This window comes from Methylobacterium tardum (assembly GCF_023546765.1).
GTDB classification, from domain to species: domain Bacteria; phylum Pseudomonadota; class Alphaproteobacteria; order Rhizobiales; family Beijerinckiaceae; genus Methylobacterium; species Methylobacterium tardum.
In genome coordinates, this window is sequence record NZ_CP097484.1 from 3,767,300 (window position 1) to 3,778,866 (window position 11,567).

Consider the following 11,567-nt stretch of genomic DNA (forward strand, 5'->3'; position numbering starts at 1 on the left):
TGCGGCCAGCAACTTGGCGATAAAGCGCGATCTTTGCTAAGCCCCGGACTGAGCTGAGCCGCGCGCTCGTGCAGGCCTGCTCGAATGCGCACCGCGGCGAGCCCGGGTGTCGCCCCCGAGGAATTTCGAACCATGTCCGCCCCGATCCGTCGCCTCTTCCTGGCCGGCTTCACCGTCCTCGCCCTCGCCTCGACCGCGCACGCCCAGAGCCGCGGGCCGGTCGGCGAGTCCGGCATCGATGGCTTCGGGGACGACGGCCAGCTCTATCAAGACCAGAACGGCGCTTACTACGTGCGCCGCGGCGGCCGCTACCTGCCCTACACCGGCCGCACCGACTTCATCCGCCGTGCTCCGTCGGCGCCCGCAACGGCCGCGCCGGTCCAAGCCGCACCGCCCGCGCCGGCCGCCGCGCTGGACACGGATCCGACCGTCCCCGCTCGTCCGGGCGCCGTGCCGCCGGCCGAAGGGCTCTCGCCTCTGGAGGCCGCCAAGGCCAAGGCCGTGCTCCGGGCCCCCGACAACGAGCCGATCGACTACGCCAAGGCCTACGGGCCGGTCACCGACGACGTGTTCCCGATCCAGGCCTTCAATTACAAGAAGATGAACCCGGCGTTCCTCCGCCAGGAGATCGCTTATAACGGCCCCTACGAGCCCGGAACAATCATCGTCGATCCGCGGGCGCACCAGCTCACCCTGGTCGAGCCCAACGGACGGGCACGCCGCTACGGCGTGGGCGTCGGCAAGCAGGGCTTCTCATGGTCGGGCAGCGCGACGGTCAATTCCAAGCAGGCCTGGCCGGACTGGTACCCGCCCAAGGAGATGATCGCCCGCAGCCCGAAGCTCGCAAGCGAGGTCGATAAGCTCCAGAGCGGCCTCGGCGTGGCGGGCGGCCTGCGCAATCCCCTCGGCGCCCGGGCGATGTACCTCTGGCAGGGCAACAAGGACACGCTGTTCCGCATCCACGGCACGCTGGAGCCGTTCTCGATCGGCAAGAGCGTGTCATCGGGCTGCATCCGGATGATCAACCAGGATGCGATCGACCTGTTCAGCCGCGTCAATGTCGGCACCAAGGTCGTCGTCCTGAACTGACCCGGCCGGGCTGTAGCGGCGCCGCGGCGGCGGATCAGGACAGGCCGCGGCGGTGCTCGCCGAGGATGCGGCGCACCGTGCCCGCCTCGGAGCGATAGACCAGCGTCTCGGTCTGGATCCGATCCGGCTTGAACCGGACGCCGCGCAGGAGCGCGCCGTCGGTCACCCCAGTGGCGGCGACGATCACGTCGCCGCTCACGAGATCGGTGAGATCGTATTTCCGGTCGAGATCTTCGATCCCCATCTCGGCCGCCCGCCGGCGGCGCTCCGGCGTATCGAGGATCAGGCGCCCCTGCATCTGGCCGCCGATGCACCGCATGGCCGCGGCGGCGAGCACGCCCTCGGGGGCCGCGCCGGTCCCGAGATACAGGTCGATGCCCGTCTCCTCCGGGCTGGCGGTGAAGATGATGCCGGCGATGTCGCCATCCGAGATCAGGCGGACGGCCGCACCGGCCGCCCGGACCTCGGCGACCAGCGCCGCGTGGCGGGGACGATCCAGGATCAGCGCGGTAATCTGGTTCGGCTCGACACCCTTGGCCCGCGCCACGGCCGCGATGTTCTCGGTCGGGCTCGCGTCCAGATCGACGAGGCCGGCCGGATAGCCGGGACCGATCGCGATCTTCTGCATGTAGACGTCCGGCGCGGCGAGCAGCGAGCCGCGCTCCGCCATCGCCATCACCGCGATGGCGCCGGGCATGTCCTTCGCGCAGAGCGTCGTGCCCTCCAGCGGATCGACCGCGATGTCGACCTCCGGCCCGTCGCCGCGGCCGAGCTGCTCGCCGATGAACAGCATCGGCGCCTGATCGCGCTCGCCCTCGCCGATCACTACCGTGCCGCGGATTGGAAGGGCGTTGAGCTCGTCCCGCATGGCGTCGACGGCCGCCTGATCGGCCGCCTTCTCGTCGCCCTTGCCGCGCAAGCGCGCGGCCGCGATGGCGGCGCGCTCGGTCACGCGGGCCAGCTCGAGGGCGAGCGTGCGCGGGACACCGCGCGGAGCGGGGTTGGAAGCGTCAGCCATCGTTTCCTGCCTTTATCCGAGCCCGATCTTGAAGTCGGATCTCGGTTGAACGCCGTCGAAGGGCGGTCGTTCAGCCTACGCCGTCAGCAGCGCTGCCCAATATCCTGCATTAAGGCGTCGATGCCCGGTGCCCAAGATGTATTCTTGTGCACAGGCAGTTACTCGCGCTCGATCCGGATGACCTGCGGGGGCTCGGCGAGCAGGCCGTCGTTGCCGATCGCGTCGAGCGCGGCCCGGATGCTCCCCTCGGTCGCCGCGTAGGTGATCAGCACAAGCGGCACCGGCCGGCCCGACCGCCCGCGCGGATCCGTGTCGGCGCTCTCGGTGCGGCGCTGAAGGATGCTCTCGAGGGAGATCTCGCGCTCGGCCATGCGCTGGGCGACGCCCGCCGCGACGCCCGGGCGGTCGTGGACCGTCAGTCGGATGTAGTAGCCGCCCTCATGGCGCTGCATCTCGACCCGCTCGCTCGGCCGCATCGCGCTGGCCGGCACGCCGAAGGTCGGACGGACGATCCCGCGGGCGAGGTCGGCGATGTCGGACAGCACCGCGGAGGCCGTGGCCTCGCCGCCGGCGCCGGGACCGATCAGGGTGAGTTCGCCAACCGCGTCCGCGTCGATGGTGACGGCGTTCGTCACGCCCATCACCTGCGCAATCGCCGAGGATTTCGGCACCATCGTCGGGTGAACCCGCTGCTCGATGCCGGCCTCGGCGGCCTGCGCGACGCCGAGCAGCTTGATCCGGTAGCCCAGCTCGTCGGCCATCCGCAGATCGAGGGGCTGCACCCGCGAGATACCCTCGACCGAGACGCCCTCCGCGTCGATCGCGGTGCCGAAGGCGAGGCTGGTCAGGATGGCGAGCTTGTGGGCCGTGTCGAAGCCCTCGACATCGAAGGTCGGGTCCGCCTCTGCGTAGCCGAGCGCCTGGGCGTCTTTAAGGCAGGCCTCGAAGGTCAGGCCCTCCCGCTCCATGCGGCTGAGGATGTAGTTGCAGGTGCCGTTGAGGATCCCGTAGACGCGGGAGATCGCGTTGCCCGGCAGACCCTCGCGCAGGGTCTTGATCACCGGGATCCCGCCGGCCACCGCCGCCTCGAAGGCGAGCGCCACGCCGTTCTGCTCGGCGAGAGTGGCGAGGGCGGCACCGTGGCGGGCGAGAAGCGCCTTGTTGGCCGTGACGACCGGCTTCCCGCCCCCGAGCGCCGCCTCGGCGACGGCCTTTGCGGCGCCTTCCGCGCCACCGATCAGCTCGACCACGCAATCGACTTCGCCCGAGCGTGCCAGCGCAACGGGATCATCGAACCACGCGATGCCGGAGAGGTCGAGACCGCGGTCGCGGCTCCGGTCGCGCGACGAGACCGCCGTGACACGGATATCGAGACCCGCGGCCGCCAGTGCCGCCCGTCGGCGCTCGACCATCCGGACCACGGACGCACCGACGGTGCCGAGACCGGCGATCCCGAGGCGAAAGCTCACTGTCATGATCCCTTCTGTGCCCGGGCGACCGCAACCGGCCGGGCGCCCGATGCCGCGCACTTCTGCAAGAATTCCGCTTGCGCCGCAAGGAAACCGCCAGACGGCTGCGGGCCCGTCAGCCGGTCGCCTCGCGGTGCCGCACGGCTGTCGCCACAAGGGCGTAGAGCACGGCGGCGTTCAGGACATGCCAGAGCGGATGCGTGCCGAACGGCAGCACCGCGCAGGCCGCTTGGTCAGCGGTGCGCGCCGCGAGGGAGATGAGGAACAGCACGCTGATGCCGGCAAGCCGGCGCCCGGTGCCGATGAACCGTTCCTGGGCCGATCCCATGGTGGCCCAGGCGACGCCGAACAGGGCGAGCAGCGCCGGCAGGTAATCGATGGACCCGTTGGTCAGGCTTAACACCCCCGCGCCGGCCAAGCCGTCCAGCATCGGTGTGAGGGCGAAGTTGAACAGGGCGAACCCGACCGTGGCGGCGGTGACGCGCGTCGGAGCAAGGCGCAGGTAGCGGTGCAGCGCCAGCGCCAGATAGGCGTAGATGAAGACCGCGATCGGGATCACGTCGGCGAGCATTGCCCAGTAGACCGCCAAGGTGTGGAACAGGAACGAGCCGATTCCGACGACGGCGATCAGCGCCGCCAGGCCGAGACCGGCGCGGTCCGGCGGCTCCGCTGTACGGGCGCGGTAGGCTGCGGCTGCGGCCGCGAGCAGAAAGGCGCCGTTGGAGAGAGCGTTGGCGGGCTCGCCCCAGAATCCCGGCCCGCTGCGCTCGCAATAGGCCCTGACCGGCTCGAACCAATCCATCCGTCGATCCTAGATCCCCGACCTTGCGCGAGGATGGCCTTGTCAGCGCGACGCGAAGTGCGGATGACGGGCCGGCGGCGATCGGATGCGAGGCGATGCGGATAACGACCTGGAACGTGAACTCGATCAAGCAGCGGCTGCCGCACCTGCTCGCCTTCCTGGACGAGGCCCGGCCCGACGTCGTCTGCCTGCAGGAGCTGAAATGCCAGGACGAGGCGTTCCCGCGCGCGGAGATCGAGAACGCGGGCTACGCGGTCGAGGCGCTGGGGCAGAAGGCCTATAACGGCGTCGCGCTGCTGGTTCGGAAGCCGCTGGCGATCGCGCCGGACTCGGTACGGCGCGGCCTTCCCGGCGACCCGGCCGATGAGCAGGCCCGCTACATCGAGGCCCTGATCTCGGGTGAGACGGAACAGCCCGTCCGCGTCGCGTCGATCTACCTGCCGAACGGCAACCCGGTGGACAGCCCGAAATACCCCTACAAGCTCGCCTTCATGGAGCGGCTGCGGCTGCACGCCCGCGCCCTGATGGAAGACGAAATCCCCGTCGTGCTCGCCGGCGATTACAACGTCATTCCCGAGCCCGCCGATGCGGCCGATCCGGAGGCTTGGCGCTCCGATGCGCTGTTCCTTCCGGCGAGCCGGGCGGCATTCCGCGCCATCTTGGCCGAAGGCTACACCGACGGCCTGCGGGCCTGCGACCCGCGGGATGGCCTCTACACATTCTGGGATTATCAGGCCGGAAGCTGGCAGCGGAATTTCGGCATCCGCATCGATCACCTGCTGCTCTCGCCGCAGGCCTGCGACCGGCTGGTCTCGGCCTCGGTGCAGAAGCACCTGCGCGGACTCGACAAGCCGTCCGACCATGTCCCGGTGACGGTGGAACTGTCGGCTGGCTGAACGGGAAATCGGGGGCAGGTCATGGTGATCTACGGCAGCAGCATCTCGCCGTTCGTGCGCAAGGTCCTCGTCGCTCTGCACGAGAAGGGAATTGCCTTCGAGCACCGGCCTGTGGGCTTCCATGCGCCGGATCCCGGCTTCCGGGCCGCCAGCCCGATGGGCAAGATCCCCGCGATGGAGGATGCGGATTACCGGCTCGCGGATTCGAGCGCGATCATCGATTATCTCGAGCTGCGCGACCCGCTGCCGGCCCTCGTCCCGAAGGATCCGCGGAACGCGGCGCGGGCGCGCTGGTTCGACAAGTTCGGCGAGTGCGAGCTGACGCGGCAGGTGCTCATTCCGTTCGTCGAGCGCTTCCTTAAGCCCCGCCTGTTCAAGGTCGAGGGCGACGAGGCGCTGGCACAGCGGACCATCGACACGGCGTTGCCGCCGCTGTTCGACTACCTGGAATCGCAGATCGACGGGCCCTACCTCGTCGCCGGCGTATTCGGCATCGCCGACATCGCCGTCGCGGCGCCGTTCCACAATCTCCGGCTCGCCGGGGTGACGGTGGACCCGGCGCGCTGGCCGAAGCTCGCCGGCTGGGTGTCCGAGACCCTGGAGCGCCCGTCGTTCGCCGCAGCGATCGCCGCGGCCAAACGATGAGCGGCCTTCAGCGCCGCTTGCGGATCGAGCCGACGGTCTGGAGCTGCGCCTGCGCCTCGGCCCGGTCGTCCTCGTTGGCGGCCGCCCAGTTCTTGTCGTAGAGCGCGACGATCCAATCGTCCTTGCGGCTCTCCGCACCTTCCCGGGCGAGGGAGAGCCACATCAGGCCCTTGACCCGCTGGATCGGCACGCCGCCGAGGCCGTTGATCAGCATGTCGCCGAGCAGCGCCTGGGCCGGGTGGTGTCCCTTCTCGGCCGCGAGGTTGAACCAGCGCGCCGCCTGCCGTGGATCGGCCTCGACGCCAGTACCGTCGAGGTAGAGCCGGGCGAGATTGTACTGCGCGTTGGGGTCGCCGTGATACGACGCCGCGTAGTTGAACATGTCGTAGGCGCGCTCGGGGTTCGGGCGCACGTAGGTGCCCTTGATCCCCTCCAGGAAGTAGGTGCCGAGCGCCGTGAAGGCGCTCCCCAGAACAGCCGAGTTCTGCGGGTCGGGCCCGTCGTCGGTGCTGGCATCGGCGATCCGGGAGAAGAACTCGAACGCCTTCAGGTCGTCGTGCGGCACGCCGTCCCCGTCGGCGTACATGCGGCCGAGCTTCCAAAGGGCCAGGGCATGACCCTGGCCGGCCGCGTATTCCAGCGCCCGGGCGGCGCCCTGCTTGTCGCCGGCATTGTACTCGCGCATGCCGGCGCGCAGCGCATCCTTGGCCGACCGGTAGCTTCGGTCGGCGACCGGCACCTGAACGGGCGTGCGCACATTGGCATCGAGGGCGCGCGGCGCGTCCGTCGGCACGGCCAGCAGGACGAGAGCCCAGGCCGCGACGGCGACCCTGCCGGCGGACCGGAACCGACCGGGATCGGCCCCGGCCGGCGCCCTGCGCCGGCTGAGGTCAGTCCTAGACGTCCGCATAGCTCTGCGTCTCCTTGGCACCCCCCGGGTGCGTGACCGCGCCGTAGAGCGCCGGGCCGACGCCCTGCGCGTATTTCCAGAGGTAGCCGGAGGTCGCGGTGTTGGCCCGCGGCGCCCAGGACTTGCGGCGCTCGGCCAACTCGTCGTCCGACAGGGCGACGCTCAGCGTGCCCTGGATCGCGTCGAGGGTGATCATGTCGCCGTCGCGGATCAGGCCGATCGGGCCCCCCACCGCCGCCTCGGGGCCGACATGGCCGACGCAGAAGCCGCGGGTCGCGCCCGAGAAGCGCCCGTCCGTGATCAGCGCGACCTTGTCGCCCATGCCCTGGCCGTAGAGGGCTGCGGTGGTGGACAGCATCTCGCGCATCCCGGGGCCGCCGCGCGGGCCCTCGTAGCGGATGACCAGAACCTCGCCCTCCTTGTAGGTGCGCGATTGCACGGCCTCGAAGCAGGCCTCCTCGCCGTCGAACACGCGGGCCGGGCCGGTGAAGACCTGCTTGTCCGCGGGCATGCCGGCGACCTTCACGATCGCGCCCTCGGGGGCGAGATTGCCCTTGAGGCCGACGACGCCGCCGGTGGGGGTGATCGGCTTGTTGGCCGGGTAGACCACGTCCTGATCCGGGTTCCAGGTCACCCGGTCCATGTTCTCCGCGATGGTGCGGCCGGTGACCGTCATGCAGTCGCCGTGCATGAAGCCGTGGTCGAGGAGGGTCTTCATGAGGAGCGGGATGCCGCCGACCTCGAACATGTCCTTGGCGACGTAGCGCCCGCCCGGCTTCAGGTCGGCGATGTAGGGCGTGCGCCGGAAGATCTCGGCGACGTCGAACAGCGTGAACTCGATGCCGCATTCATGCGCGATCGCCGGCAGGTGTAGGGCCGCATTGGTCGAGCCACCGGAGGCGGCGACCACGGTCGCGGCATTCTCCAGCGCCTTGCGGGTGACGATGTCGCGCGGGCGGATCCGCTTCGCCAGCAGCTCCATGACCTTCTCGCCCGCCGTGGCGCAGAACTTGTCGCGGATCTCGTAAGGAGCCGGGGCGCCGGCCGAGTACGGCAGCGCGAGGCCGATCGCCTCGGAAACGGTCGCCATCGTGTTGGCGGTGAATTGCGCACCACAGGCGCCGGCCGACGGGCAGGCGACCTGCTCCAGCTCGTCGAGATCCTCGAGGCTCATGTCGCCGACCGCGACCTTGCCGACCGCCTCGAACAGGTCCTGCACGGTCACGGGCTTGCCGCGGAACGAGCCCGGCAGGATCGAGCCGCCGTAGATGAAGATCGACGGAACGTTGAGGCGGACCATCGCCATCATCATGCCGGGCAGCGACTTGTCGCAGCCGGCCGGCCCACCAGGGCGTCGTAGGCGTGGCCGCGCATGGTCAGCTCGACCGAATCGGCGATGACCTCACGCGACGGCAGCGAAGCGCGCATGCCGCCATGGCCCATGGCGATGCCGTCGGTGACCGTGATGGTGCAGAACTCGCGCGGCGTGCCGCTCGCGGCGGCGACACCCTTCTTCACCGCCTGGGCCTGACGCATCAGCGAGATGTTGCAGGGCGCGGCCTCGTTCCAGCAGGACGCGACGCCGACCAGCGGCTGATGGATCTGCTCGCGGGTCAAGCCCATGGCGTAGAGGTAGGAGCGATGGGGGGCGCGGTCGGGCCCCTCCGTGACGTGGCGGCTCGGCAGCTTCGACTTGTCGTTCAACACCGTCACCATGACTTCAGACCAAGCCTTCGCACAGCCGTTCCCGAGGGTGCGAGCCACCGCGGCGCATCGCCGTTCGCGATGTGCCGGAAGGGCCGTCCGCGTGCTCGGGAAGTCCTCGTTTCTGAACGGTAAATCGTTGTCGAAATTGCCGTTTACCGCCGATCCTGAGGTGGGCCCGGACTATGGCGGGATCGCGGCGTTTACAGGCAGGTCTCGGGGCGGAGCCGGGATCGTTTTACGGTGTTGCGACCTCGCCACAGCTACGCTTGCCCGCCGCGCGCAAATCGACGCAGAATTAAGGATAATCCTTCCTGGATCGCGATAACTGACGTCGTCCGAAGACTTACCGTCCCTGGCGTCCGCGCAGCGGTCCGGTGGCGTCGGCAAACGGCCTGTGTTGTCGTATGGGAGATCTTGAGCACAGCGTCGGAACGCCGGCTGCAGGCACGTTGAAGACTAGCGCGGAACCCGCCACGCATTCTCGTGTGCGGCACAGATGCGGGCCGCTGCTTGACGGCTGGTCGGCGTTATCGGGTCTGTCGGACGCACCGCCGACTGAGTGATCTCTCTTTCCCATCCTCCTTGTCAGGTGCGGGCACTCAGCGGTCACTGCGAGGGCGGCGTCCCGTCCCTCCCCCTCATCCTGAGGTGACCGCGCCAGCGGGCCTCGAAGGAGGCCTCCAGGAACGGCGCGGCGGACTGGAGCCCTCCTTCGAGGCGGTCGCTACGCGCCCGCACCTCAGGATGAGGTCGCGGAGTGGATGATCCAAGCCGAGGCAACGACCCTTGATCTGCCTCGGCCCTCCGAACGTGTTTGGGGCTGACCCTGGACCTCAAGAGTCAGGCTGGCTTGGCAGGGCAGCGGCTTGTGCCGCACCGACCAGACTCTGATCGCTCTCGTCTTTCAGCGCCACGCCGGTGAGACCCAGCTTGAGCGCCCGCGTCAGCAGCCAGTCGAGCTTGAACGCGGCGAGGTCATGGGTAAGGCCCGCTGACCGCACGTTGGAGATGCAGTTCCGCTCGGCATCCGAGCGGCCGAGCCGGGGGCCGAAGGTCAGGTAGATCCCGAGGCTGTCGGGGGATGAGAGGCCGTGCCGCTCGCCGATCAGCACGGCGACGGCGCGGGCCGCCAGGGCACCGCCGATCTCGTCGCCCAGTGCCACGCGGGCCTGCCGGGCGAGGACGATCGGTGCGAGAGTCCATCCCGCCTTCTCAGCATGAGGCTTGAACGCCGCGAGGAACGGGACGGCATTCTCGTGCACCGCCCGGGCCGACAGTCCGTCGGCGATGACGAGCGCGAGGTCGGCCTGCATAGCCTCGGCCTGAAGCGCGGTGCGGTCCTCCGGTGCGAGCCGGCGGCCGAGATCCGGCCGGCGCAGGTACGTCGCCCGGTCGGGCGCCCGGGAGCTGACCGCGCGCGTGGCGAAGCCGAGATCTTCAATGCCGCGCGCCACCGTCTCCGCGTCCAGCGGCGCGTGAACGGCATCGCGGGCCTGGGCGTGATCGAGGCCGAAGCGCAGCACTTCCCGGGTGGGCAAGCCGCTGCCCGCACGGCCGAGTCCAATCCGGGCCGGGGTCAGGCCGGCGAGGCGCCTCCAGATCTCGGCCGGATCGCTCATGCGGCGAGATCCGGTGCCGCGGTCAGAAGCGGCGTCTCCGCACCCGGGATCAGGAGACCCGCCGCGTCGGTCATCCCGATCTCGTGCAGCCAAGCCTCGAATTCCGGAGCGCGCTTGAGGCCCAGAACCTCGCGCAGGTAGAGGGAATCGTGGAACGACGTGGATTGGTAGTTCAGCATCACGTCGTCGGCTCCCGGCACGCCCATGATGTAGGTGCAGCCGGCCGCCCCGAGGAGCGTCAGGAGCGTGTCCATGTCGTCCTGATCGGCCTCGGCGTGATTGGTGTAGCAGACGTCGACGCCGAGCGGCACGCCCATCAGCTTGCCGCAGAAATGGTCCTCCAGACCGGCCCGGATGATCTCCTTGCCGTCATACAGATATTCGGGGCCGATGAAGCCGACCACCGTGTTGACTAGGAGCGGCCGAAACACCCGCGCCACGGCGTAAGCGCGCGCCTCCAGGGTCTGCTGGTCGATCCCGTGATGCGCGTCCGCCGAGAGCGCCGAGCCCTGGCCGGTCTCGAAGTACATGCAATTGTCGCCGACGGTGCCGCGCTTCAGCGCCAATGCGGCCTCGTGGGCCTCCGTGAGGAGCGACAGCGTCACGCCGAAGCTGGCATTGGCCCTCTCGGTGCCGGCGATCGACTGGAAGACGAGATCCACCGGAAGGCCGCGTTCCATGGCGGCGAGCGTCGTGGTCACGTGCGTGAGCACGCAGGCCTGCGTGGGGATGCCATGGCGGCGGATCAGGGCGTCGAGGAGCTGGAGCAGGTCGCCGAGCGCCTGGACGGAATCGGAGGCGGGGTTGATGCCGATCACCGCGTCGCCGCAGCCGAGGGCCAGCCCGTCGAGGATCGCGGCCGTGATGCCCTTCGGGTCGTCCGTCGGATGGTTCGGCTGGAGGCGGACGGCCAGAGTGCCCGGCAGGCCGATCGTGTTGCGAAAGCGCGTGACGACCCGCGCCTTCCGGGCCACCGAGATCAGATCCTGGTTGCGCATGATCTTCGAGACCGCGGCGGCGATCTCGGGCGTGACTGCGGGGGCGATGCGAGTCAGCGTCTCCGGCGGGGCGGTGAGCAGAAACTCCCGGAAGTCGCCGACCGTCAGGTGGCCGATCTCGGCGAAGGCCGCCGTATCGTGCGTGTCGAGGATCAGCCGGGTGACGTCGTCCCGCTCATAGGGGATCAGCGGCCGCGCCAGGATGTCGGCGAGCGGCACCTCGGCGAGGCACCATCGGGCGGCGGCATTCTCCTCCGCGGATTCGGCGGCGATGCCGGCGAGCCGGTCGCCCGAGCGGACCGGCGTCGCCTTCGCCATCAGGGTCGCGAGGTCGGGGAAGACGTGGGTGCGTGGGCCGACGACGTGACGGTAGGCCATGCGGACTCCCCGGGCACAATTACCGGATCACACGAT

General features: G+C 69.6%; 9 protein-coding genes and 1 pseudogene. 3 read left to right on the forward strand and 7 right to left on the reverse strand.

Annotation, left to right across the window (positions count from 1 at the left end):
* The first annotated feature begins 132 nt into the window (after nt 1-132).
* On the forward strand, nt 133-1,089 hold the full coding sequence (locus M6G65_RS17945; protein ID WP_238195036.1) for a L,D-transpeptidase: 957 nt from the start codon (nt 133-135) through the stop codon (nt 1,087-1,089).
* 34 nt (nt 1,090-1,123) lie between these two features.
* On the opposite strand, the gene glpX is transcribed toward M6G65_RS17945, so the two are convergent.
* The 3 genes from glpX to M6G65_RS17960 form a co-directional block, all read right to left on the reverse strand.
* Entirely contained in the window at nt 1,124-2,107 is a 984-nt protein-coding gene (glpX, locus tag M6G65_RS17950; protein ID WP_238195037.1) for a class II fructose-bisphosphatase, read from the reverse strand.
* A 158-nt stretch (nt 2,108-2,265) separates the two neighbouring features.
* Entirely contained in the window at nt 2,266-3,582 is a 1,317-nt protein-coding gene (locus M6G65_RS17955) for a homoserine dehydrogenase (RefSeq protein ID WP_250102658.1), read from the reverse strand.
* A gap of 109 nt (nt 3,583-3,691) precedes the next feature.
* Nucleotides 3,692-4,378 carry a ceramidase domain-containing protein gene (locus M6G65_RS17960; RefSeq protein WP_238195039.1) on the reverse strand — a complete coding sequence of 229 codons (687 nt, stop codon included), beginning with the start codon at nt 4,376-4,378 and terminating at the stop codon, nt 3,692-3,694.
* Between the two features lie 95 nt (nt 4,379-4,473).
* Here M6G65_RS17960 and xth point away from each other — a divergent pair, with 95 nt between their 5' ends.
* Together xth and M6G65_RS17970 are read left to right on the forward strand one after the other, a co-directional pair.
* Nucleotides 4,474-5,274: an exodeoxyribonuclease III gene (gene xth, locus M6G65_RS17965; protein WP_238195040.1), complete on the forward strand. Its 801-nt coding sequence runs from the start codon at nt 4,474-4,476 to the stop codon at nt 5,272-5,274.
* Nucleotides 5,275-5,295: 21 nt separating this feature from the next.
* Nucleotides 5,296-5,919 carry a glutathione S-transferase family protein gene (locus M6G65_RS17970; RefSeq protein ID WP_238195041.1) on the forward strand — a complete coding sequence of 208 codons (624 nt, stop codon included), beginning with the start codon at nt 5,296-5,298 and terminating at the stop codon, nt 5,917-5,919.
* Nucleotides 5,920-5,926: 7 nt separating this feature from the next.
* Here the strand turns inward: M6G65_RS17970 and M6G65_RS17975 are convergent, their stop codons facing one another.
* The 4 genes and pseudogenes from M6G65_RS17975 to M6G65_RS17990 form a co-directional block, all read right to left on the reverse strand.
* A complete protein-coding gene (locus M6G65_RS17975) occupies nt 5,927-6,829 on the reverse strand; it encodes a tetratricopeptide repeat protein (protein ID WP_238195042.1) in 903 nt (300 codons plus the stop codon).
* Nucleotides 6,816-8,545, reverse strand: a pseudogene (ilvD, locus tag M6G65_RS17980) (dihydroxy-acid dehydratase). Before ilvD ends, M6G65_RS17975 begins: the two are co-directional and overlap by 14 nt.
* 824 nt (nt 8,546-9,369) lie before the next feature.
* The gene (gene eutC / locus M6G65_RS17985) at nt 9,370-10,155 is read right to left on the reverse strand and encodes an ethanolamine ammonia-lyase subunit EutC (protein WP_250102659.1); all 786 of its coding nucleotides are present in this window, start codon (nt 10,153-10,155) and stop codon (nt 9,370-9,372) included.
* Nucleotides 10,152-11,531, reverse strand: coding sequence for an ethanolamine ammonia-lyase subunit EutB (locus M6G65_RS17990; RefSeq protein ID WP_238195045.1), 1,380 nt, complete (start codon nt 11,529-11,531; stop codon nt 10,152-10,154). The genes eutC and M6G65_RS17990 overlap by 4 nt, the downstream gene beginning before the upstream one ends.
* Between the last annotated feature and the right edge of the window lie 36 nt (nt 11,532-11,567).

Coding starts and splice junctions, on each gene's coding strand:
- M6G65_RS17945 (WP_238195036.1), top strand. CDS start 133: ATGTCCGCCCCGATCCGTCGCCTCTTCCTGGCCGGCTTCACCGTCCTC.
- glpX (WP_238195037.1), bottom strand. CDS start 2,107: ATGGCTGACGCTTCCAACCCCGCTCCGCGCGGTGTCCCGCGCACGCTC.
- M6G65_RS17955 (WP_250102658.1), bottom strand. CDS start 3,582: ATGACAGTGAGCTTTCGCCTCGGGATCGCCGGTCTCGGCACCGTCGGT.
- M6G65_RS17960 (WP_238195039.1), bottom strand. CDS start 4,378: ATGGATTGGTTCGAGCCGGTCAGGGCCTATTGCGAGCGCAGCGGGCCG.
- xth (WP_238195040.1), top strand. CDS start 4,474: ATGCGGATAACGACCTGGAACGTGAACTCGATCAAGCAGCGGCTGCCG.
- M6G65_RS17970 (WP_238195041.1), top strand. CDS start 5,296: ATGGTGATCTACGGCAGCAGCATCTCGCCGTTCGTGCGCAAGGTCCTC.
- M6G65_RS17975 (WP_238195042.1), bottom strand. CDS start 6,829: ATGCGGACGTCTAGGACTGACCTCAGCCGGCGCAGGGCGCCGGCCGGG.
- eutC (WP_250102659.1), bottom strand. CDS start 10,155: ATGAGCGATCCGGCCGAGATCTGGAGGCGCCTCGCCGGCCTGACCCCG.
- M6G65_RS17990 (WP_238195045.1), bottom strand. CDS start 11,531: ATGGCCTACCGTCACGTCGTCGGCCCACGCACCCACGTCTTCCCCGAC.